The sequence below is a fragment of the Acidovorax sp. Root70 genome (genome assembly GCF_001428225.1).
GTDB lineage: Bacteria > Pseudomonadota > Gammaproteobacteria > Burkholderiales > Burkholderiaceae_C > Acidovorax.
In genome coordinates this window covers 14,742-36,069 of sequence record NZ_LMHQ01000020.1, presented here as the reverse complement: position 1 = coordinate 36,069, position 21,328 = coordinate 14,742, and the positions used below count along the sequence as shown (strand labels likewise).

Sequence of the window (21,328 nt, the reverse complement as noted above, 5' to 3'; positions counted from 1 at the left end):
CCCAAGGCACTACACTTATCCACAGCCGACCTTCACAGGTTGGCCATTAGCCCTGGCTCAAAATTCAATCGGCACGGTGGCTCAATTTTGAATCGGCGCCAACATGCAATGGCTGGGGTGAACGCAGCCGTGGTCGGCGTGCTCGCAGCAGCGCTCTACGACCCCGTGTGGACCAGTGCCATCCATTCACGGGCAGATTTCGGACTGGCGCTGGCGGCGTTTGGTCTGCTGGTCTATGGCCGACAGTCACCAGTGCTGGTCGTGGCACTTGCCGCTATGGCTGGTTGGCTGCTTGCCATGTGATTCGGTGGGCAGTGCTGCGTCCAGTGGGATGGGCGGATCAGAACTCTCCACAACGCATGTGCTGCCTCTTCGCTTTTGCTCTGAGAGAGGCTTTGGAACGGCGAGAGCTGTTGCCACAGGTTAGCCCACGATCTTCAGAGAATCATTGCCATTCATGATCAATGGCTTGGGTGCCCACGTGGTCGGTCCGAGTGTTCAAGGGAACCGGAATACGCATCTCGCCCAGAACTAGTGTTCAGGCCGCGCGCCCAGTCCGACCGCCATCCAAGTGGGCTCGGCAGTCTATGTGAACGTATACAGCTGCGAGAGCCCAGTGGAAATGCGCACGGAGCCTTAGTTGCGCGAGCTGCCATAGCCTTTGGTTCCGATTGGCAATCAAAGCCCAAACTTGTCTCGACCTCAAAATCATCACCGTATGCCCCCGCAGCAACTTTGCACTCACCTTTGGTAATATAGTCCCCTAGACTATTTTTATTGCTCCCCAATATGTCCCATACCTCTCGTGAAAAATCCAAGTTGATCGCGCGTGTCCGCCGTATCAAGGGTCAGATCGAAGGAATCGAGCGCGCCCTAGATTCAGATGCACCCTGTGTCGAAGTGCTGCGTCAGATCGCGTCCGTGCGGGGTGCAGTCAGCGGATTGACCGCCGAGGTGATGGAAGACCACCTGCGTGAGCACGTGCTTGCGCCGTCGGACAACACGGAGCGCCACCGGGGCGGTGAGGAAATGATTGAGGTCATCCGGGCTTACATGAAATGAACCTGTTGCACCAAAGTCACCTCCACATTGGAAAATACAAATGAGCTTTGCAACACCCACTGCAGTCGCCGAGTCAGCACACGACCATTTCTTTCTGGGCTCCGACCACGAGCGCAACGAGCGCAAAGTGTGGCTGGTCATTGCCCTCACGGCCAGCATGATGCTGGTTGAGATCATTGCGGGCACGCTCTACGGCTCAATGGCGCTGGTGGCCGACGGCTGGCACATGTCCACCCATGCAGGCGCTATGCTGATCACCGCGTTGGCTTATCGCTTCGCACGCAAGCACGTGCGCAATCGGCGCTTTACGTTCGGCACGGGCAAACTCGGCGACCTGGCTGGCTTTGCGAGCGCAGTCATCCTGGCGTTGATTGCCCTGCTTATCGCTTACGAAAGCGTGGTCCGGCTGACCCAACCGATCCCTATCGATTTCAACCAAGCGATCGTCGTGGCCGCCGTGGGTTTGGTCATCAACGTAGTCTGCGCTTGGCTGCTGAAAGACGATCACGCGCACCACGGTCACCACCACGGCCATCATCAACATGACTCTGAGCGCGGCGACAACTGCGGCCACGATGACCACCATGCGCCGGGCATGAGCCGCGACAACAATCTGCGCGCTGCGTACATCCACGTCTTGGCGGATGCGCTTACCTCGGTGCTGGCCATCGTCGCGCTGCTGGTCGGCAGCAGTTACGGGTGGCTGTGGGCTGACCCTCTCATGGGCGTGGTAGGCGCGCTGGTGATAGCCCGCTGGTCCTGGGGTCTGATCCGCGACTCTGGTAGTGTTTTGCTGGATGCCTCAGCCGAAGGAGAGGAAGTGCAGCTGGAGATCCGGGAGGCGATGGCGCCAACAGGAAGCAAGGTTACCGATCTGCACGTGTGGCAGGTCGGGCCGGGTCACTTCGCGGTCATTGTCTCGCTGACAGCACCGGAGCCGAAAGAGCCTTCGCACTACAAAGCGCTGATGGCGCAAATTCACGAGCTTTCGCATGTCACGGTAGAGATTCAGCGGCAGGTCACATGAGTATCGGGATCCTATTGAAGACCTGGGCCAAGCGGGTCAAGCGCGACGGCGTGACGCTTTGGTTTGCGGGCAAGCATCCCCGCACACCCTGGCATGCGAAGATTCTGGGAGTCTTTGTAGTTGCTTACGCACTGAGTCCCATCGACCTGATCCCGGATTTCATCCCCGTATTGGGTTACGTTGACGACATACTTTTGTTGCCAGCATTGATCTGGCTGACCGTGAAGCTACTGCCACCGGATGTCCTTGCGGAATGCCGCGTCCAGGCGGATGCTTGGATACGAGCTAAGGGTGCCAAACCCAGAAGTCAGTTTGGGATGGTGCTCGTCGTGATGGTGTGGTTGAGCGTAGCTACAGCGGCATGCTTGTGGCTCAAGCTGTATCTATAGGTTGGCCCCCGCGCGTAACTCGAGGGACTCTTCTTGCACCGAATTTCCTTGACATTCTCTAGATCGCCTCGCTGAATCGACCGGCGCAAGGCCCCCTATGCCCCTTAGTTCCGCCCCCAAGCGAGACGTACTTCAGATGTGGGGATGTGTTCGTGGGCTGCTGCCCGTGAAGCTGTGCAGAAGTGGATCAAGGTCGCAGGGCTTAAGTCCGATGACTTTCTCTTCCCGAGCCGTATCCATGGCTCACCGCACTTGGGGACACGACAGTATGCGCGGATACTAGGTGGCTGGGTGGAGGAGCTCGGTCTTGACCCAGCAGAATATGGCACGCACTCTATGCGAAGAACCAAGGCAACGCTGATCTACCGGCGAACAAAGAACTTGCGCGCTGTGCAACTTCTTCTTGGTCACTCCAAGCTTGAGTCCACTGTGCGCTATCTTGGCATCGAGGTAGATGATGCGCTTGAAATATCTGAGCAGACTGAAATCTAGTCGACAGTTCAGTCGCCCCGGCGGCCGCACAACTACGCTCCCACGGGCGATGGTGCTCACATCCAATCACAGGTTAGGTGAGTTGGCATATTTCCGCTTCTAGCCGAACCGGTCATTCGCCAGCTCATACTGAACGACCGCAACCAGCCTGAAGCAGCCCACCGCCCCTCCCCTCCACATGCATCGATACATGAACCGCCTCAAATGAGGCGGCATTAATTTCTCAATACGGAATTTCCCCGACGGACTTTATTTACGTCCGACGCACTTTATTTGTTGGAGTCAGAACCTTATTCGACTAATGTTTTGGACTTTTTAAACAATTTTTATGGACTTTTTTGGTGATTCCCTCAGAATGGACGCGTGCATTGGAAACCAGACCCCCTCCTCTACCCCAGCCATTTAAGAGCACGCGTCAAGAGGGGACGAGGCCTGCTCCAGGGCGCCGAGTACCTGCCTTGGCTTTACATACGCGACGTTCCTTCACGCGGCACTTCGTTGGGTGGGCATGGCATCGTTACGGGTCGCCCGCATCAAGGTCTTTCCGATCTGGAGGCCACCTATCTGTACCTTATGGAACGTCGTGAGAGTGTGGTGGACATTCGAGAGCAATGGCCTATCTTGGATTTGGATAGGACTCTAGAGCTCTGTACGGAACTTGAGGTTCGACACATATATAAGAGAGGGTTGCCGGAGCCCTTCACGATCGACTTTCTGATCACGGAACTGACGGCGGACGGAAAGAGCTACCGTGCAGCGAGCGTTAAGACTTCTGAAGATGCGGCCGATCCGTCAAAGAGATTGCGTTTAGAGGTGGAGCACAGATGGTGTCAAGAACGAGGCATACCTTGGACGTTGGTAGATACGTCGCGCTTCAATAAGACACTACTTGAAATCCTGCGCTTCATGCGTGGGTGGTTTCGCCATCGTTTCAATCCGGAAACACAACTTGATCCACGCTTCTTACTTGCTTTCGAGAGCTTCTACAAAAGCAACGAGTTGCTCAGTGAGTTAGTGGCAAGGCTCACCAAGACTCTTCGACTCCCCAATTCGCAGGTGCTGGACATGTTTCGGTACTGTGCTTGGTCAGGTCAAATAGATATCTCGCTTGGTCATCCGTTGGCGCTCAATCGACCACTGTTTTTGAATCAGAAGAAGCGATGACTGATTTTCGTGCGCTACCCAATCAGCCAACCCTTCATGTAGGCTTGGCACTGCATGACTCCGAACGACCAGGTCGGTATCTTCGCCTAACTCATATTTTTGAGGATGGGGTATATGCGATGTGGGTGGGCACACCCGAAGAAGCCAGGTATGCCAAACGACCGATTTTCTATTCTTGGAATCAACTTAGCGCGCTCACCTCACCTACATCGAAATGGGGTCGCATAGTACTTCCACAACAGCTCTCCGTGCCAGCCGAAAGCGGTAGTTCTCAGGCAGGAAAAATTCAATCAGCATGGGTCCAGATCGCGCCTGTAATACAAGCATTTGAAAATAGGACGAACCTATCGAGACATCACTTTACCGCCTTAATTCGAGAGAGAGCTTTAAGCATAGACGTTGCGGAAAAGACGCTGCACCGTCTCATCCTTCGTTACTACTACTTCGGCAGCACAAAAATAGCACTGGTTGCACTGCCTCGCGGCCCCAAGCGCACCACGAGGGGTCGTGAAGAGTCAGGTGAAAAAGACCATGCAAATGGCGAAATTCCGGATAAGGCCAATAATCGCCGCGGCCGGAAAACTATTCTGAGCGATGAACTAGGTCCTAATAATTTTGTTGTCACTCCGGATGATGTCGACGACATGCTCAGATGCTATAAGCAATTGCTCAGAAAGGGGCCAACAAATAAGACCACTGCGCACGAAACCTACTTAAGCACTTTTTTCCAGAAGAGCCACCCTGATACTTATCGCCAGTACATAAAAAAACAGATATCAGAGCCAGTAACCTATCGCCAGTTTTGCTACTACATAAATGGTGAGTTGCAGCTTACGGAAGACTTAGCACGAAATGAGCGCAGGCTTCGTCGTGACCCTGCCAACACCAACTCGCTAGTTTCGGCAGGTCCAGGTGAAATATATGAGATCGATTCTACCGGAGGGCGACTCTACCTAGTCTCCAGCGAAAAAAATCCTGTAGTGGTAGGCAAACCAACCATTTACTTCCTAATTGACCGGTGGAGTAGATTTGTCGTCTCAGCGTACATCTCTTTGCGCGCGCCTTCGTACGAGGAAGTTCGCAATACGCTCTTAATTGCATTTACCTCTCGCGAAAAACGCTTCTCGAGATTGGGCATAGAAGTTTCTGACAATCAATGGCCTATAGGCTGCATTCCAGCCGTTATCTGTCCTGATCGTGGATCCGACTTCATGAGTGGATCTATGTTGCAAAGCGTGGTCGATGATCTGCGCATCGACCTGACGCCACTCCCCCCTCTATGCCCAGACGGCAAAGCAATAGTAGAGAGGCTAATCCGCACTATCAAGCAGCGCATGGCGGCATCGGGGATGAAAGGTGTTTACGCAGACCGTCCCTTAGATCCTCAATCAAGAAGGGCCGCACGTAAGGCTGAAGCTGCTGCAGTGCACACACTTGCGGATGCGTACCGAGCGTTAATCGAAATTGTGAAGGACTACAACAACCGTCCCCATCAAGCCCTCAAGCGTCGAAAAATCCTTACACAACACGGCATCGAACCTACGCCGAAAAATGCGTATGTTTGGGGACTCGAAAACATAACGGGACTTCGGTCTGCACCGTACACGGAAGAAGACTATTACCGACTGTTACTCAGTTCAGATAAAGCGAGTATTTCAGGAGGTGTTCTTCGCTACAAGACTCGTGCATATCATCCCTCTAACGAGGCCGCAATCGACTACATCAGGCGATCGCCCAGAAACAGGCCTTCTCTGGACATCCGACTCGACAAGACGCAGCCAGCGGTAATCATGATAGCGAGCAGACACGGCGAATGGCCGTGTTTCGTGATGGGCGCTGGTGACGCAAGGGACAGCGAAGGAATTTCAATTGACGAGGAGGAGGCCTTCGCGGCTGTCAATGCACGCCTTTGGGCCCGCTCCGACCATGAAAGTCGACGCGTACGGGTTGCCGCAAAGGCGGCCAAGCCTGTCAACAACCGGCATAAGAGCGCCCCCGCCGAACGTTTACCTAATGTTGATATGCAACGAGCTAGGTATCAAGAAACCGCAAAACTCAAAAACAAGTTGCATGCCCAAACACACACAGAGTTCGAAGAGCACACGGCCAGTGCGTCCGTTGGGAAAAGCTGGAGTGAAGTGGAGCGAGAGGAGAAGGCTCGATTGGTAGAACTAGTGAAGCTAAACAGGAGCAAGCGATGAAGGATGTTGAGATATTCCCTGCGGTGTATCACGATACAGGAGTTTCTCGATTTGCAGGCAATCCGTTCATTGAGGCAATGCCGCCTCTGGAGCAAAGCAAAAGTGACTTTCTGACTAACCTCGCGCACTACCCAGCGAAGCCGTCGGCAACGCTTCGCAGGAGTAGCGAGGTCGTTCGACTGATGGAGCTGTCCACCATCAACGACATCGTCTACCCTTTCCCTGAATATCAAAAGGCTGGCTTCACCCTGGCCAAGATGGCCCGCGACACTTATGTAGCGCGCCACCCTTTGACTACGATGGACCGGCAGAGGAGGCACGCCATTGCCACCACCGGAACCAATGGTCTACCAATGCCCGCTGACTGGAAACCTTCGGCTAAAGGCTACTTCATGATGTCTGTTAGCGGGCAAGGCAAGACTACTTTCGCAGCTGCAGCTTTGCTGAGATACAAGCAGGTTATTTGCCACTCGAATTATCACGGAGCTGATCTGAAATGCCATCAGGTCGTATACGTTCTTCTCAGAGTGCCTCACGACGCAACACTCAAGTCGTTGTGCCTGCAATTCTTCAACGAGATCGACCGACTGCTAGGAACCGACTATTCGCGGAAGGCGGCAGCGCTACGCAATATTGCGCCCATGGTCGACTTGATGAACAAAGTCGCAACAGCTGTCTCCTTGGGCTTTATTGTCGTTGATGAAGTTCAGAATTTGCGCAGCGCGCGCGCCCAAAATGCGGAGCTTGTACTAAACCTATTCAGTGAAATCATTGAGCGGCTCGGCATTAGCTTGTTGGCGCTTGCAACACCAGCGGTCCAAGCTGTCGTAGAAGGAGCGGTACGAAACACCCGCAAACTCGCTTCCTTCGGGAGCTTGGTAATTGAGCCGATGGCAAGGAATAGCCCTCAGTGGGAAGAATTCTGCGATACGTATTGGGACTATACGTTTGTCAAGACAAAGACAAAGCTGACGAAAGAAATCCTTGATGCTTGGTACACGGCCTCAGCGGGAAATACGGCCTTCGCGGCGCTCGCGTTCACACTATCTCAGCACAATGAGATTGGCGGGCGCGAAATTATCGACGCTACTGCGTTTCAGCGAACCGCGGCGACTGACATGGCATTTCTTGGACCGGCAATTGCAGCCTTGCTCAGCAAGAACCCTGCAAAGCTTCGAATGTTTGACGATCTGCTGTTCAGTCCTAGGTACAAAGCTATGCGCGCCCTGCTTGGGGCAGAGGAGCCTGCTCGACCCAAAGGGGTAAAAAACGATGAGTTTGACGATGTACACGAAGAGAGCGTGCCCCCCAGTCCCGCTGCGACAAAGAACAAAAAAAGGGCCTCGCCTCGGCCGGTTGACCTCCCCTTAGAGGATCCGCTGGCCCGCTGAGACTACTTGCTGATTGACTGGAGTTAGCAAACGTGCACCGCGCTCGCCTCGCTTCAACAACTATCTGCTACACGCCTGAGCTGCTCCATGACGAACTGCTGTATTCATGGCTGTGCAGGTTAGCAATCTTGAATGCGTGGGGAACGGGCCGAGACGCAGTGAGGAAAATTTTTGGTGGCAGGACGGTTACACCCAGCCTTACCCTTCCCACTCACTTCGATGCCATGAACGAGCGATACGCGGGGGCGCTGCCACACGACTCTTTCGCCGCTCTTATGGAAGCCAGTACGCTGCTACCGTATCACAGGCCGTTCTTGGATCACGAGCGCTATGCACAACTAATGGAGGACTCGCGCTCAAGTAACTCCCTTGACTTGAAACTGCGGCTTGGTCTCGTTGCAAACCGGTTCGGAATCAACACGCCACACCGCTTTTGCCCCGCATGTGTAGCCGAAGATATTGAGATGAACGGCTGCCACTACTGGCATCGGCAGCACCATCTACCCGGAGTGAACTGCTGCGTCCGCCATTCTCTGCAGTTGCAACAACAAAGTGTCCCAAAGGAAGGCCTATTTGGCCAACCCCTAATGTATCCAGGCCTTCCTAGCGGCGAGGAATGCATAACCCCTGAATGTGGTTTTCAATTCCGATTTGCGCAACTATCAGCGGATCTCCTGCTGGCAGCACTACCGCCGATAAACAATGCCGATCGCTCCAACGTATATCGAAACCGCCTGTCGGCAAAAGGCTTTCAGTCGAGCCGTCGAAGCCTCGACTACCAATTAGTTGCAACTGAGGTGAGGCACTACTTTGCCGACTTCGCTAACTTTCAGCATCAATCACGACTGCTGCAGACCGCCAGAAGTCCTTTGCGCTGGATTGAAGATCTGGTTGAGCGTCCTGACCGCTCATTGCATCCGATATGCCACCTGCTGATGATTGATTTTTTATTTGGCTCCATAGCAGAGTTCAGCTTGGCAGTTGACGCAGAGCGGTCTTCACGCGAAGCGACACGAGGAAGTGCGCACGCGATTCCTCGTGGTGAGACAAAGAAATCCCTACAAGTACCAGGCCTTGAAATAGAACATCTCCTACGCAACCCGTCATTGTCCTGCCGTCAGATAGCTCAACAAACGGGCAAGAGTGTCGGCACCATCGTCAAGTATCGTAGACAGCGAAAAATCGAAGTGAAAGAGCGTCGTAAATTCGTCGGCGCCCAAACTCGAACTTCGATAGGGCACGACTTGTTGTCAGGTTTGGAATTGCAGTCTATTGCCCTTCGTAATGGGGTTTCCGTGCAAACTATATATCGGGAATTAGCGTACGAGAAGGGCACCAAACTGCACCGCCAACGTTCACTTTTCATGGCACAACGAACGTCTCGGCGTGACCGGTGGATGGGAGTGTTAAAAACGCCTGGCGTTGAGGGAATCTCCAAAGCAAGGTCTCTGGGCTTTTCTGACTATGCTTGGCTCTATCGACATGATCGCAGTTGGCTACTTACTTCCAATGCGCAATATCGCAAATCGGTGAGCACGCGTGGTACGGTGAATTGGCCGGCCCGAGATCAGGAGCTCTGCTCGAAAGTTCTCACTAGGATGATCTTGCTATTAAGGGCTGAACCACCCATGCGAATCTCAGTAGCTCGGCTTTGCTCAGGGCTGGGGCAATCCTCTCAATGGCGCCGCGACAAACTACCCCACTTTAAGGCGCTCTTATCACGTTTTTCGGAGACACCTGAGTCGTTCAGAATTCGGAGGGTTAACTTCGCAATCGATTTTTTAGTGCAACGAGAGTCCGACATTAAATTATGGAAAATTCAGCGTGCTGCAGGCCTTCGTATATGGCCTGCGGACCTTATCGCGTACGCTCAACGACGAATCAACGAGCACACCTAAAGGTCTTGGGCACCAACTAACTCTCTAAGCCCCTTCATGGTATTCCTGCCATACGTTCCCACCCCTTACCCAGACGAAGTTCTGTGCTCGGTTCTCACAAGATTTGTAGTTCACAATGGTGAGAGTGTTTTTCGAAAAATATCAAATTCTGTAGCCCACCTCAGTCCCAATCTTTCAATTTATCAGGCAAGCCCGCCTCATCCTGCAGTCGTAGCATTCATCACCGATCAAATGGGGCTACCAGGAAATGAAGTCACCGATAGGTTAACTACAAGTCAATTCTTTCGAGTATTCAACACGGCTCACAAGAGACCGCTGAACCTAGAGACAGCGGGGTATGGAACACGAAGTGGGAGACTTCGGTCCCTTGGATTCATTCCTTGCAATCACCAACCCGCTGTGCGTTTCTGTCCATCCTGTCTTGATGAGGACTTCAAAAAATACGGTGAGCCCTATCTTCATCGAATTCATCAGATGCAGCCCGCATTGACATGCACAGTTCATGAAGAATGGTTAAGAATTTCATGCCCCAAGTGCAAAATGCTTGTTGTGCCAATTAACAGAATGGTACTTCGACCTATGCCCATCGTCTGCGAATGCGGCGCGGATCTACGGTCATTGCCGGTCAGAAAATCGCCAGTAAGCAGTGCCTTCAAGCGATTGAGTAAATTTTGTGCGGATTCAATTTTTTCTAAAAATTCACTGTGGTCGCACGCTCAAGTCAAGTCCGCCGCCAGCGAAGCTCTTGGACTATCGCCGCATGACTTCTCCACAGGATATATCAAATCTCTTATCAAAGTTTACGGTAAGCCAATCAGCATTTCTCCTCACAAATTCGTTATCGCGCCGCCGAGCAGCGACTGCCATCTCAGACTCAATCTGGATTTGGGGAGGTTTAAAGCTGAGGACTTTGCATCCCTCTTCACTGCCGCTGGACTAACCTTCGACGAATCCGCACTATTAATTTCAAAAAATAGAACTGTCGGCATTCACATCAAGCAAAGGAGTCCGAAGTACGTCTACGGTTTGAAGCACGCCGAAGAAGTCCTCCTGAACTTTTCAAAAGCATACCCAGGCGAGGTGGCTACGAAATTCCAGAGATCTCACCCTCGACTCTACTGGCTCCTGAGGATCCATCATCCAGATTCGATTAAAAGATGGTGTCCAAAGTTGAAAACACTGCCGCCGATTGAGAGCGATAGAAAGAAGTTAGGTCGACTATTAAAAAAAAATGGAGATTTTAAAAAAATATTCGCCAGTGCATCGCGCCCCCTCTTTAGAGCAATTATAAGGGACCAGAACTGGCTGATAAGCACCGCAAAATTAAGCCCATCAGATTTTACAGCCCCCCCACTCAAACCGATCACCAAACTTACATCAGCAAAAATCCCTGCCTCCAAAAATTTGAGCACTCCCACCAACAGAAAAAAAGAACATAAAAATCCAAAAATAGATGACATTGAAAGAGACCTCGTATTCGCATTAATGAAGGCGATTCGCATAGAACGGCGCCCTCATAAGATCACCAGATCAAGACTTTCTCAACTATCATCAAGAGGAGTTTCTTCAATTACCAGAGCAACCCCACCCGGCAGTAGGCTGCACACGATGATAAGCAAAATCAACGCCGACAAAGATCGTAGATTGGCACTGTGGGCAGCACAAGCGTTAGCTCTTGCAGAGACAAATATGACGCCTACAACAGTTCTGCTAGCGGCAGGGCTCAACACGACTTCCCGTAACAGGGAACACGCGCGCTCTGCAATCGATTTGCTTTCAAGCGGATTAAGTCGTCAAGCAATTCGTGAATCTTTTAACACAGACCCAGAGCAGATAGCCCGATTACACCGCCTCAACCGAGTCGACTTAAAACCTCTGAATTAATACAAGCGACATCTTCTAGTCAAATATCGCGAATAATCATCTGACTAAAATCCTTCAACTGCTCTGCGGAGGCGGCTTGCCGCCGATGCTGATATTCCGCCCCCGACGAACCCGACCTCCTCAGCGCCTAGAACTTCGAGGGGGCCACGACGGCATTTACAGCACCATCAAACACATAAATTATGACGACAGGGCGTAATTCACTCGTCGGCTGAACCTAAAAAGTGAGACATCAATTAAGTGATGCAGCAAAAGTGACTAAATTGACGATTACCCACAGGACCAACCGTTTTAAAAGCAATTGTCTTAGTGGCCATACAGGAGGCATGTGACGGCAGAGGTATATTGCTGCGGAAGCTAGATGCACTTGACCACAAAGTACACTGCAAGGTGACCATGCGTTCCGTGTCTACTTGACCAGACCAGGGTATGGTGCCGGTTAAAGTTGCTGGGTATAAAAATGGTTCCTGTGCTCCGGCCAACATCAGATCTACCACGAGATGTGGCGTAAGCCTACTGGCGTTCGCTACGAGCATGCGGGAGATACTGGCGGACAATACGCCACGCAACTCGTGCCCACCCAATCACATGATTTCTAAGCCCCCAGAGTCCATGGAGCCTAAAACTAAGCTCAAGGCGCTCCTCCATAGGATTCATACCCAGGTTGACACAACGTTCTCTGGACTGGGGGTCATTGTGTGGGATGGCGTGTCTACGATACCAATCCTCCCTATGCGAAGTGAACAGCCAAGGGGCATCCATGACAAAACCACATTTGAAGTCTTGATGAATATCTCGCGGGAGGGGAGCCCTTTTCACGATGGATTTCACGTCGTTGACACAGCTCTTGCGCTCATCCAGGTGTCAGTCTATTTTTCACCCGCGATTTCCGCGCAAGTGGAGACTCCTGCGAACGGACTGAGGTTCGGTGGGCGCTACCTTGCAGCTGCCTTCGGGTCTTGCCTTGAGGGCGTGATTTGCACGGGAGTTGTGTCGAAGCAATATGGCCCGATAGTTTTTGAGCACGGAAAGGTGGCGTGATGTTTAGCCTTCTTCCGATGACAAAAGTGATTTCGATGCTAGCTGGACTGTATGCGCTGCTGGCTTTTCTTGTGGCGCTTGGAATGGAACGGCTAGGTATTGAGGTCAGCTTCCTTCGCGTGTTTAGCGGTGCGGTAGTGATCGATCTCGGACTACTGTTCTTCGTCTACGTTGGTTGGCGCTGGATATGGGAAAAAGTGCCCCGTCTCAATCAATGGCTCTATCCCGATCTCAACGGAACCTGGGCTGCATCCATTGACTGGGTAAAGGATGGAAAAACTGGTCTTGCACTGGGTACCGTGTCGATCAAACAGAATTTTTTCACGCTTTCTATTGAGATGGATGCCCCACGATCTGAGTCGCGCACCATAGCGCTTTCAGTCAAGAAAGATCCGGAATCCGCGCGGCCCTTGCTCCACTACATCTACGAGGTGAGGGAAAAGTATCAATCGCCCGGGCAGAACATGGTTTACCAGGGAGCCGCGTCTTTGGTCGTCGATGTCGCCACCTATGATCGCCTCAGCGGCAACTATTTCACCAGTCGTGAATCCGGCGGTCATTTCGAGTTCCGACGCACGCTGTAAAAACGATCACCAATATGGAGCCGTTTGGAGGGGGGCAATCTTTGATTGGTCGGCGATTTGAATTGAGGCCTACATGTCGGAGACGCATGTCAATTCTGCCCCCATACCGACTCCGCACCAGTTAGAAACTCGGCCGACGATCAAGAAGACCATCGGTTTAGAAACCCCCTGCGCGATGTCCTGCCAGTGCTTGAGGTCGACGCCTGATGGCAAGGGGGCGTCTTCAGGGTGCGTGTGCCATTCGCCGACGTAGTCTATTGTCTCGCCGCTTTCTTTCCAACGACGCCGCGACACCCGCTGGTGATGTGTGGCATGACGGAAGAATCCGAAACGCCGCTGAACATCTGCCGCCGTCGGGAAGGTAGCTTCTGTCACGTGGGTGTGGGGGCCGCGGCGGTAGCCCATCAGAATGCCGCCAGCCTCGGGTGCGGACGCCGTCAGCTGCCTGAGGCCCAATAGCCGCTCCAATAATTGCGGCTCAATGAGCAGCATCGCGCCATTACGGCCGAATGGCAGTGGCTTGAGCATCACGAGGCCCGCAAGCGGGGCAGGCAGCCAATCGAGAGACGTCCTGATTTTTGACGCCGTAGACGTTCGCATTGGCCATCGCGCTGGTTCGGAATCGCGGGCTTGCCCGTCCGTATTGAAGCCAGTCGACTACAACTTCCAAGCACAGCGCCGCCGCAGCCATCGGTGCGCTGACCGCGTACGGCGTGAAGCCATTGCAGCCCAGTTGTTTGCGCGTGGGCAGCTCTTTCAGGACCGGGAAGCGCTCCTGCCGATAGTGATTGTGCTCAGCCTGCAACAGGCATCGGAAGCATCCGAGGCGGCGCCCCTCTGCCCAGAAAGTCTGGACGCATTCCCCGTTCCCCCGGATCCGTACGTGGAGCACCGGTACTTCAGTGCCTTTGTCCAGGCGCATGGCGTTGATCATCTCGCTCACAATCTCCTCGCCAGTTGCATCAATCACCAGATCCGCATCGAAGAGGTCTGGGAGTCCCTTGACACTGCGGACGCGGGCCCGGATTTTTGCGAATGGGAACTGTCGCTTGAGCTCTTCGGCCAATGCTTCGGCTTTGCTCTTGAAGAGCGCAGGGTAGCCCAGCACATGCCGGCCAAGGTTCTCCGGCTTCATGTCATCGTAGTCCACAAGGTCCAGACATCCTGCACCCGTGCCGGCGCCCAGCCGCACGAGACCCGGTGCAACATGCGAGCCGATGGCACCGCAGCCGACTACGGTGATCTTCTTTCCTTTCAGGTCGGGGAACGTCAGATTGCGGCTGTGGACGAAGTCCGGGCCGAACTCGGTGATCGCCAGCCTACTGATCTTGCTCGTTCCCCCTCTCGTGTGGAGAAATTGGCGATAGAGCCTAGGCTTCCTGGCAGCGCCAAGCCGATGTAGCGGATCCAGATCAAAACCGAACCCTAGCCACCCCAGCGGTGTGTGGATGGCGAACGTTGCGATGGAGTACTTGAGATACTGTGTCTCGCGTTCGAGCACGCGTTGAAGTTGCTGGTACAGCCGGTGATCCCATGCCTGGAGCCACGCGAATAGCTCTTTGATGGTCGCCGGGATTGCTTTCGGTACCGCAGGCCGCGTCTGAGTTGCGAACAGCCAGCACGGACACTTCGTCTCTTTGGGAGGCTGGGCCCCTAACGCCAAGGCAAGCGCTTCGACTTCCTCCTTGTTGTCGGCGACAACGGCGTGCGAAGCACCTGCAATGTCCAAGAACCAGTAGTTCGACGACTGGGTCGTTCGGTCAACGTTCCCGATCAGCACCGAATAGACGGCGGAGGATTCGCCGTGCGACCAGTGCTGCAGGAATTCGTCCTGGATGTCGTCGTGCCTGAAATCAGGGTCATGCCGGATGCGATCCAGCACGAGTTGCGCCTGGTCCAGGCACTGCGCAATCGATTCTGCCGGATCGAACCGGTCCAACACCACTGCGCCAGAGGCAAAGTAGCACAGACCTCCCGATGCATACACGTGCGGCGATAGGGGCGGCAGGACATCGAGGTGATCGAGGATCCTGATCGAGGGGTAGGTCAGAAAGTCCCAGTCGGTGACGCTGAGCCTGACCTTGATCGGCCCGCCCTTACACGGAAGTGCTCCATCGAATGACCGCGTGCCTCGCCGATAGCCGCTGGGCGTGAAGCCGCGCGACCTCAGCAGCCGGAGCGCCTCGCCAAGGAGCGATGCCGCAGCCTCCGGCATTGCTCAGCCTGCGCTTGTCGAATTCACTACTGGGCGAGATACCCGATCTGCGCCGACCAGCCGGACGACGTCGTCGCCGCTGTCCGGCTCAACCAGGTCCGTCCGGTAGGGCACGCGGCTGCCCAACTGTGCTCGGAGGATATCGATCGCGTCACCGGCCAAGTGCGATGCTTTCATTCTGGCTGCCTGGATCTGGGAAGCCAGTGTTGCAGCAAGGGTCGATGCGTGTTGGCGGCCATTGGCATCCAGGCGCTTGTTGAAATCTTCCTTGCCTTCTGCGATAGCGGGCTCGTGCACGTTGCCCTTCAGCGCGATCGACAACGCCCGTGCGGATCTCTCAAGCGCCACGTCGTCGCGCCCACGCTTGGGTTCGAAGGCTTGCGCCACGGCGATCATGATGCACACTGAAGTGGGGCCGTCGCCGGCCTTCCAGTGCAGGTCACGCCAGGCCTTCAGGTAACGGCACACGCGCTGCAGTTGCTCGGTGTGCTCCTCGACACGGTCAAGGAACCACCGAGATACCTCTTCGGGGTCCGACGGTTTCCATTCGCCCGAGCGCGTCGCCATCATGATGTCGACCATGTCCTCCCACTGCTGCAGGGTGAAATCCTCTTCTGCAAATTCTGCGGCGAGCGCTTCACGTGCGTCCGATTTCGCGGCCGCATCGAACACGCGTTTCTCGACGATTTGCGCAAACTGTGCTTCCGGCGCCGCGTACAACGGGATATCGATATGCGCCCAGGCATTTATCTGCACCCGAATGCATGTGTCCTTGCCGCTGTACAGCTTCCAGCCCTTTTCTTTGCAAAGATCCTTCAAGAGGCCTTCGACCAGTTTGAAGTAGAGCTGGGCCATGGCGTGCGGAGGCCCACTTTCCTCCCACACAGACACTGGCAGGTAGACACCGAAGTCCCAGTCCATTTCCTGGGGCGGATGCCAGGCTGGCTGCACGCAGGTTTGGTACGACCACGAGCCTTGTGTCCGGAAACGCGGGGTGACGGCCTTGTCCATGCCCAGCGCCTTGATCGTCGCTTCTCGGATTCGTGGCCTCAAGTGATCGCGGATCTCGTTCTTGGCTTCAACCAGCACCCGGCGCTGGTCCTTGGTAGGTTCGATACTGTTGATGAACACTTCTTCGGCAGTAGCGAAGAGCAGGCGGTTGAGTTTGAGCATGTTTCTTGGGCCTCAGGTGCGTGCGTTCTCGCCGTGGAAGAAGATCGGTTTGGAGGGCGAATGCTCCAAAAAGGTTTGGAATTCCGGCTTGCTGATGCAAACTTTGGAGCGTTGGGTAGCTGCGCTCAGCAGAACTTCGCGGGCGTTTTTGTCTGCAATGTCCAATGCAACAGCACGGGCACGTTCGTCGTGAAGTTCGTCGTCTACATGGCAGTAGTGTTTTCCCAGGCGGTGCGTCAGCATGAAATCGCTCAAGACCTCCTGCGCCGAAATGGAGAGGCCGAAGAGACGCCGGGACATCTTGATCGGCCACCCGCCGCCCCAGTCTCGGACCCCACCTTGCCGGTCTTGTCTGGGGTCCACAGTGAAGCGCGACGACATCGTGCCGACCGCCATCAGGCGGACGTTGTCGATGTCCTGGCCGAAGAACTTGTGGGCCTCATGCAAACCAAGGAGCCCGGGGGCATTGGCGTATAAGCCGCCATCGACATACTGGCTGTTGTTGAAGCAGTGTCTTGGGAAGTACGCCGGGGCTGCGCTGGTGGCCATCGCGACGTCTACGATGGTGAAATGGCGATCCCGCTTGAAATCGACATGATGCGGCGTCTTGAAAACTACCGGTTCACCGGTAGAGTAATTCAGACTCGGGATGATGACAGGGTGTTTGCATGCACCCAAGAGCCGGTCGCCAAATAGCTTGGAGTCAGACAGTAGCTTCTTCAGCGGCTCCGGTGAATAAGGCGACCGCCAGAATCCGAAGAGTGACCAGCGCTTGTCGAAAATCTCCTCCCCGTGGTCGACAAACAGGTCTACGATATCTTGCGCCGGAATCTCAAGGGCAAGTGCCAACGCCAGGATCCCACCGATTGAAGTACCTGTGATCAGATCGAAACGCGATGCAAGCGGCGCTTCGATCTCTTTCTCGACATCCGCTATGACTTTTGCGGTGTACAGCCCTCGGAAGCCTCCACCAGAGAGGGCGAGAATCTGAAAGGGCTTGCGCACATTGTGGGGCATTGGGGATAACTGGTTGTTTCTAGCACTCCGCGATGGCGAGTGCTATGAAACACTATATATGGGTATCAACCAGTGTCAATACACTACCAGTAGCGCAGTATAAACATACAGCCTGCTTTTAAATACAGCTTAATTGCGCCTTGGCTGATCGCTTTCTGCCGCGCTGCGCCACTGGCGTCTACCCTCCCCAAGGTACACATCCAGCGCGCGGTATTTCATCGGCCCTCCTTCACTTCCGAATTCTGGTCACCCACGATTCCAATGGATGGCGCTCCCAGCTGCCGTTCCAGCGGACTCAGCAAGGTGCGCTCCCCCCCTTTGGATTCGAACGATGCAGCAGCCGTCTTGGGCATCAGAACCAGCTCAAGGCCCAGCTCGGACGCCAGCGCCATGGCATTGCTGATGCGCGGGGAGACTTTGCCATCGAGGATCTGCCGCACGGCCAGTGGCGTGAGCCCCGTGTTGGTTGCCAGCGCCGCCAGGGTCACCCCCTGCTCTTGCTTGGCGGCTGACAGTGCAGCAGCGAACTGACCAACGGTTTTCATAAGTAAACTAAAGAAAAAACAACGAATCTTTAGATAAGTATAGCCATCTATCGCTCGCGATGAATACTAGACTATAGAATGAGCCCTAAAAATTCAGTTAACTATAGATTCTGTAAAGCGATGCATTACGACGCCGTCCTCATCCCCATGGACAAGCCCCGTATCCAGCTCCTGGAGCCTTGTATTGCAACGCCCGAGCCTTGAATGGAATCCAGCCCAGGCTGTACTTGCTGGACTGAGGTTGCCCCTGAAAACTGGAGTTTTTACCTCAGCCCGATGCAGTACGAGCAGCGCTGGTACGAGGCACAGCGTAAAAAGGCCGCGTGAACCGTGGGTTATTGACCAGGCCTTTGTGCATTTGAAATTATCTGTACCGCCCTCAACTCAGATTCATGCAAGCAACCGACATGAGATCGCTGAGCCGCGAAGCGCGGCACGAGCGCCGCGTGCAGGTCATCCGACTGCGTAAAGCCGGTAATACCTACGACGAGATTGCAGCGCTCACGGGTCTGAGCCGCACGGGCGTCTTCAACATCTGCAGGCGCCATGCGGCACACGGCGCCAAGGCTCTGCACGACACCATTGGCGGACGCAAGTTCGGAGAAAACCGCTTGCTCGATGCCGACCAGGAGGCCCTGGTGCGAAAGCTCATTGCCGACAAGACGCCAGATCAGCTCAAGATGCCCTATGCGCTGTGGACCCGCGCGGCAGTGGCCCAACTCATTGAGCAGCGCTTTGGCATCCGGCTGCAAGTGCGCACCATGGGCAAGTACCTGGCCCGCTGGGGCTTCACACCACAAAAGCCTATGAAGAAGGCTTACGAGCAGTCGCCAGCGGCGGTCAAGAAATGGCTCGATGAGGACTACCCGGTCATCGCCGCACGCGCCAAGGCTGAAGGAGCCGAGATTCACTGGGGCGACGAGAGCGGGCTGCGCAGCGACGACGTGCGCGGCAGGAGCTTCGCGCCCAAGGGCCAGACACCGGTGGTGCGGGTCAACAACAAGCGCCATGGCCTGTCGGTGATCTCCACCGTGACCAACAAGGGCCAGATGCGCTGGAGCAGCTTTGACGGGGCGCTCAACACCACGATTCTGATCGACTTCCTGCGCCGACTGATCAAGGGCCAGAGCAGGAAGCTGTTCCTGATCCTGGACAACCTGCGGGTGCACCACGCCAAGCCGGTCAAGGCCAGGCTGGCAGAGCACGCTGACGCCATCGAGGTGTTCTACCTACCGAGCTACAGCCCGGAGTTGAACCCCGATGAGATGGCCAATGCAGACATCAAACAGGCGGTGACCAAGCTGGCCCCGGCGCGCACGAAGATGCAGTTGGTGAAGGCCACGGCCAAACACTTGCGCAGCGTGCAACGTCAGCCCGAGCGCATTCGAAAGTACTTCGACCACGCCCCGGTTCGCTACGCTGCTTGAGTCAAGTTCACAGGGGGCGGATCAATAAGAGCTACACGAAACAGGGGCAAGGTCAGTTCTGTCATGTGCGCCAGCCAGATCTCGCGAACAAGCGTCCAGGGAAGTAGTTGGATTCACCTGGTGACTGGTGCAGCCAGCTAGCAGTTGCTGATGGCCTTGATTTGGATCGCCGCAATCAGCCTGAAACTGAATAAGCAATTCTGGGTTAATTTTCACCGGCTATGGTTTGCGTGTAAATCAACAACTAGCCTGCCTGCTGGGTGCCAGCACCCCTTTTTCATCAAGCTTTGCACGCGCTGCCGATATCTCAATGAATCTGGCGCTTTCTCCTCACGTCCCCTGTGCCGACGGGAATTGCACCACCAGCAGGCGGCGACGATGTTGGGCGCTACATCGCGGCCTTGCTGTTGGCGCGCAGTGAGATGCTCTGCAGTGCACCGAAGGAACTTACGCCACCGTGTGGGCGCGCTTGATTGCGAAAGTTCAGGAAGCGTGGGCTCAATCATTTTTAGCCCGCAGTAAAAGCAGCAGCCCTGTTGGGCGATCGCGGACTGGATACGGAGTTTGGCCAGCTTGTTCATTTGGCAGCAGGGGTAGTGTTGAAGCTACTCCCGTTGCCGATATCCGGACAGGTCGGGCGCCGGGGCATCGCACCACTCGGCTATGCGCCAGGTAACCCGGACGCGGCCGGGTTCGCGTTAGCCCGGACAACCAATAATTTATATCGCTGCGTCCAGTCGGCGCAAGTACCGGCTGTTGCACGCATGCGTCATGCTGACTCAACAGGTAACTCGACTTGCTGCGCCGGATCCTTCGCCCTGTGCACAAACANTCCAGTCGGCGCAAGTACCGGCTGTTGCACGCATGCGTCATGCTGACTCAACAGGTAACTCGACTTGCTGCGCCGGATCCTTCGCCCTGTGCACAAACAGCTCCACCGGTGGCACCTTGATCAGCGACTCTGCCCGTTCGATGGTGCCGTGCAGCCAAGTGTCCCAGTCCCCCTTTTCCAGCGGAACCACCGTACGTTTGTCCTGCATGTCCGGCGCGCGCTTGGGGTCAGGCCTGTGCATCAGGTTGAGCACCGGCACTTCATCGCAGTTCTGCGAGATCATGGTTTCTCAACAGCAGTAACTGTTACCGGCACTTATCACCAGCGCGCTGCGACCACCAATTCGCAAACGCAAGAAGGTCGGCGTGATGCGAATCCGTGTGTACCAACAGGTCGCCCGCGTTGGGCGACCCGGTAATCCCACGCAAAATCAATGCGCGATGGATCGCGGCATCGACGCCCACGAAGTACGGCAAGTAGTCGTCGACGAAGGCGATCGGCTTTAGGGAGTTGAGCGTGTCGGCCTTAGGGCTCGCGGCCGTTGCCACGTTGTCGGTGGCGTGGACCAGGTGAATCGGGAATCCGTGCAGTCTCAGGTTGTGCTCGCGAGCTGCCCTGAATTCCGCAGGCAAGGCCGTGACGCATACCAGTTCGTAGCCCGCCGCGGCGAGCTTGTGGCACGCCTCAATCGCTCCTGGAACCGGCGGGATCGATGACCAGAACTCGTTGTCGAAGGCCCGCCGAAGCAGATCAAGCCTATCCCCTTCAACTCGCTCCACTTCCCATCTGTCGATGGGCCAGTAGGCGAGCGGATCGCGCTCGCCAGGGTACGTGCCGAACGCCTTCTGCCAAGCGCTGGCATAGGCCAAGCCGTAGTCCAGGAGGACTCCGTCAGCGTCAAGCGCGATGATTCCTTTGGTCATCAGGAAGTTTCGCACAGCAGAGCACGCCTGCACGCGCGGGTTGGGGGGCTCCCTTGTTGTCGG

19 protein-coding genes and 2 pseudogenes are annotated in these 21,328 nt (G+C 55.1%); 13 read left to right on the top strand and 8 right to left on the bottom strand.

What is annotated here, in order from left to right; translation table 11 throughout:
• From ASD94_RS11445 to ASD94_RS11410, 12 genes and pseudogenes are all read left to right on the top strand, one after another.
• A partial coding sequence (locus ASD94_RS11445) for a chromate transporter (RefSeq protein ID WP_235510637.1) occupies positions 1 to 303 on the top strand: 303 nt, incomplete at its 5' end.
• A gap of 486 nt (positions 304 to 789) precedes the next feature.
• Complete coding sequence (locus tag ASD94_RS11440; protein ID WP_056642872.1) at positions 790 to 1,062, top strand: metal/formaldehyde-sensitive transcriptional repressor; 273 nt, start codon at positions 790 to 792, stop codon at positions 1,060 to 1,062.
• 40 nt (positions 1,063 to 1,102) lie between these two features.
• The gene (gene dmeF / locus ASD94_RS11435; RefSeq protein WP_200954225.1) at positions 1,103 to 2,089 is read left to right on the top strand and encodes a CDF family Co(II)/Ni(II) efflux transporter DmeF; all 987 of its coding nucleotides are present in this window, start codon (positions 1,103 to 1,105) and stop codon (positions 2,087 to 2,089) included.
• Positions 2,086 to 2,478, top strand: a complete 393-nt coding sequence (locus ASD94_RS11430) for a YkvA family protein (RefSeq protein WP_015012950.1) — start codon at positions 2,086 to 2,088, stop codon at positions 2,476 to 2,478. The genes dmeF and ASD94_RS11430 overlap by 4 nt, the downstream gene beginning before the upstream one ends.
• 159 nt (positions 2,479 to 2,637) lie before the next feature.
• A pseudogene (locus tag ASD94_RS11425) lies at positions 2,638 to 2,970 on the top strand (tyrosine-type recombinase/integrase); the annotation flags it as partial.
• 573 nt (positions 2,971 to 3,543) lie between these two features.
• Positions 3,544 to 4,134 carry a TnsA endonuclease N-terminal domain-containing protein gene (locus ASD94_RS23225; protein WP_082564904.1) on the top strand — a complete coding sequence of 197 codons (591 nt, stop codon included), beginning with the start codon at positions 3,544 to 3,546 and terminating at the stop codon, positions 4,132 to 4,134.
• A complete protein-coding gene (locus tag ASD94_RS23220; RefSeq protein WP_082564903.1) occupies positions 4,131 to 6,335 on the top strand; it encodes a DDE-type integrase/transposase/recombinase in 2,205 nt (734 codons plus the stop codon). The genes ASD94_RS23225 and ASD94_RS23220 overlap by 4 nt, the downstream gene beginning before the upstream one ends.
• Positions 6,332 to 7,726, top strand: coding sequence for an ATP-binding protein (locus tag ASD94_RS11420; RefSeq protein WP_056642864.1), 1,395 nt, complete (start codon positions 6,332 to 6,334; stop codon positions 7,724 to 7,726). The genes ASD94_RS23220 and ASD94_RS11420 overlap by 4 nt, the downstream gene beginning before the upstream one ends.
• Before the next feature lie 32 nt (positions 7,727 to 7,758).
• The gene (locus tag ASD94_RS23215) at positions 7,759 to 9,624 is read left to right on the top strand and encodes a TnsD family Tn7-like transposition protein (protein ID WP_082564902.1); all 1,866 of its coding nucleotides are present in this window, start codon (positions 7,759 to 7,761) and stop codon (positions 9,622 to 9,624) included.
• Between the two features lie 36 nt (positions 9,625 to 9,660).
• Positions 9,661 to 10,128 (top strand): annotated as a pseudogene (locus ASD94_RS24290) (TniQ family protein); the annotation flags it as partial.
• 75 nt (positions 10,129 to 10,203) lie between these two features.
• Entirely contained in the window at positions 10,204 to 11,508 is a 1,305-nt protein-coding gene (locus tag ASD94_RS23210) for a hypothetical protein (protein WP_233250702.1), read from the top strand.
• 1,040 nt (positions 11,509 to 12,548) lie between these two features.
• Positions 12,549 to 13,133: a hypothetical protein gene (locus ASD94_RS11410; RefSeq protein ID WP_056642858.1), complete on the top strand. Its 585-nt coding sequence runs from the start codon at positions 12,549 to 12,551 to the stop codon at positions 13,131 to 13,133.
• A 69-nt stretch (positions 13,134 to 13,202) separates the two neighbouring features.
• On the opposite strand, the gene ASD94_RS11405 is transcribed toward ASD94_RS11410, so the two are convergent.
• The 5 genes from ASD94_RS11405 to ASD94_RS11385 all read right to left on the bottom strand — a co-directional run bounded on the left by ASD94_RS11405 (position 13,203) and on the right by ASD94_RS11385 (position 18,083).
• Positions 13,203 to 13,661 carry a Mov34/MPN/PAD-1 family protein gene (locus tag ASD94_RS11405; protein WP_158276489.1) on the bottom strand — a complete coding sequence of 153 codons (459 nt, stop codon included), beginning with the start codon at positions 13,659 to 13,661 and terminating at the stop codon, positions 13,203 to 13,205.
• On the bottom strand, positions 13,633 to 15,348 hold the full coding sequence (locus tag ASD94_RS11400) for a ThiF family adenylyltransferase (protein WP_056642852.1): 1,716 nt from the start codon (positions 15,346 to 15,348) through the stop codon (positions 13,633 to 13,635). Before ASD94_RS11400 ends, ASD94_RS11405 begins: the two co-directional genes overlap by 29 nt.
• A 3-nt stretch (positions 15,349 to 15,351) precedes the next feature.
• Positions 15,352 to 16,521 carry a cyclic GMP-AMP synthase DncV-like nucleotidyltransferase gene (locus tag ASD94_RS11395; protein WP_056642848.1) on the bottom strand — a complete coding sequence of 390 codons (1,170 nt, stop codon included), beginning with the start codon at positions 16,519 to 16,521 and terminating at the stop codon, positions 15,352 to 15,354.
• 12 nt (positions 16,522 to 16,533) lie between these two features.
• A complete protein-coding gene (locus ASD94_RS11390) occupies positions 16,534 to 17,538 on the bottom strand; it encodes a CBASS cGAMP-activated phospholipase (RefSeq protein ID WP_056642845.1) in 1,005 nt (334 codons plus the stop codon).
• A gap of 215 nt (positions 17,539 to 17,753) precedes the next feature.
• Complete coding sequence (locus ASD94_RS11385; protein ID WP_056642842.1) at positions 17,754 to 18,083, bottom strand: helix-turn-helix transcriptional regulator; 330 nt, start codon at positions 18,081 to 18,083, stop codon at positions 17,754 to 17,756.
• Positions 18,084 to 18,475: 392 nt separating this feature from the next.
• Between ASD94_RS11385 and ASD94_RS11380 the strand changes: the two genes are divergently transcribed.
• On the top strand, positions 18,476 to 19,510 hold the full coding sequence (locus ASD94_RS11380; RefSeq protein WP_056642839.1) for an IS630 family transposase: 1,035 nt from the start codon (positions 18,476 to 18,478) through the stop codon (positions 19,508 to 19,510).
• A 212-nt stretch (positions 19,511 to 19,722) separates the two neighbouring features.
• Here the strand turns inward: ASD94_RS11380 and ASD94_RS24285 are convergent, their stop codons facing one another.
• The 3 genes from ASD94_RS24285 to ASD94_RS11370 form a co-directional block, all read right to left on the bottom strand.
• Positions 19,723 to 20,016, bottom strand: a complete 294-nt coding sequence (locus ASD94_RS24285) for an HNH endonuclease (RefSeq protein ID WP_366931137.1) — start codon at positions 20,014 to 20,016, stop codon at positions 19,723 to 19,725.
• 363 nt (positions 20,017 to 20,379) lie between these two features.
• Positions 20,380 to 20,625, bottom strand: coding sequence for a hypothetical protein (locus tag ASD94_RS11375; RefSeq protein ID WP_199227788.1), 246 nt, complete (start codon positions 20,623 to 20,625; stop codon positions 20,380 to 20,382).
• Between the two features lie 22 nt (positions 20,626 to 20,647).
• A complete protein-coding gene (locus ASD94_RS11370; protein ID WP_020228492.1) occupies positions 20,648 to 21,265 on the bottom strand; it encodes a hypothetical protein in 618 nt (205 codons plus the stop codon).
• Positions 21,266 to 21,328: the final 63 nt, after the last annotated feature.

Coding starts and splice junctions, on each gene's coding strand:
- ASD94_RS24285 (WP_366931137.1), bottom strand. CDS start 20,016: ATGATTGAGCCCACGCTTCCTGAACTTTCGCAATCAAGCGCGCCCACA.
- ASD94_RS11390 (WP_056642845.1), bottom strand. CDS start 17,538: ATGCCCCACAATGTGCGCAAGCCCTTTCAGATTCTCGCCCTCTCTGGT.
- ASD94_RS11380 (WP_056642839.1), top strand. CDS start 18,476: ATGCAAGCAACCGACATGAGATCGCTGAGCCGCGAAGCGCGGCACGAG.
- ASD94_RS23220 (WP_082564903.1), top strand. CDS start 4,131: ATGACTGATTTTCGTGCGCTACCCAATCAGCCAACCCTTCATGTAGGC.
- ASD94_RS11375 (WP_199227788.1), bottom strand. CDS start 20,625: ATGATCTCGCAGAACTGCGATGAAGTGCCGGTGCTCAACCTGATGCAC.
- ASD94_RS23225 (WP_082564904.1), top strand. CDS start 3,544: ATGGAACGTCGTGAGAGTGTGGTGGACATTCGAGAGCAATGGCCTATC.
- ASD94_RS23210 (WP_233250702.1), top strand. CDS start 10,204: ATGCCCATCGTCTGCGAATGCGGCGCGGATCTACGGTCATTGCCGGTC.
- ASD94_RS11440 (WP_056642872.1), top strand. CDS start 790: ATGTCCCATACCTCTCGTGAAAAATCCAAGTTGATCGCGCGTGTCCGC.
- ASD94_RS11370 (WP_020228492.1), bottom strand. CDS start 21,265: ATGACCAAAGGAATCATCGCGCTTGACGCTGACGGAGTCCTCCTGGAC.
- ASD94_RS11400 (WP_056642852.1), bottom strand. CDS start 15,348: ATGCCGGAGGCTGCGGCATCGCTCCTTGGCGAGGCGCTCCGGCTGCTG.
- ASD94_RS11395 (WP_056642848.1), bottom strand. CDS start 16,521: ATGCTCAAACTCAACCGCCTGCTCTTCGCTACTGCCGAAGAAGTGTTC.
- ASD94_RS11430 (WP_015012950.1), top strand. CDS start 2,086: ATGAGTATCGGGATCCTATTGAAGACCTGGGCCAAGCGGGTCAAGCGC.
- ASD94_RS11410 (WP_056642858.1), top strand. CDS start 12,549: ATGTTTAGCCTTCTTCCGATGACAAAAGTGATTTCGATGCTAGCTGGA.
- ASD94_RS11405 (WP_158276489.1), bottom strand. CDS start 13,661: ATGCTCAAGCCACTGCCATTCGGCCGTAATGGCGCGATGCTGCTCATT.
- ASD94_RS11420 (WP_056642864.1), top strand. CDS start 6,332: ATGAAGGATGTTGAGATATTCCCTGCGGTGTATCACGATACAGGAGTT.
- dmeF (WP_200954225.1), top strand. CDS start 1,103: ATGAGCTTTGCAACACCCACTGCAGTCGCCGAGTCAGCACACGACCAT.
- ASD94_RS11385 (WP_056642842.1), bottom strand. CDS start 18,083: ATGAAAACCGTTGGTCAGTTCGCTGCTGCACTGTCAGCCGCCAAGCAA.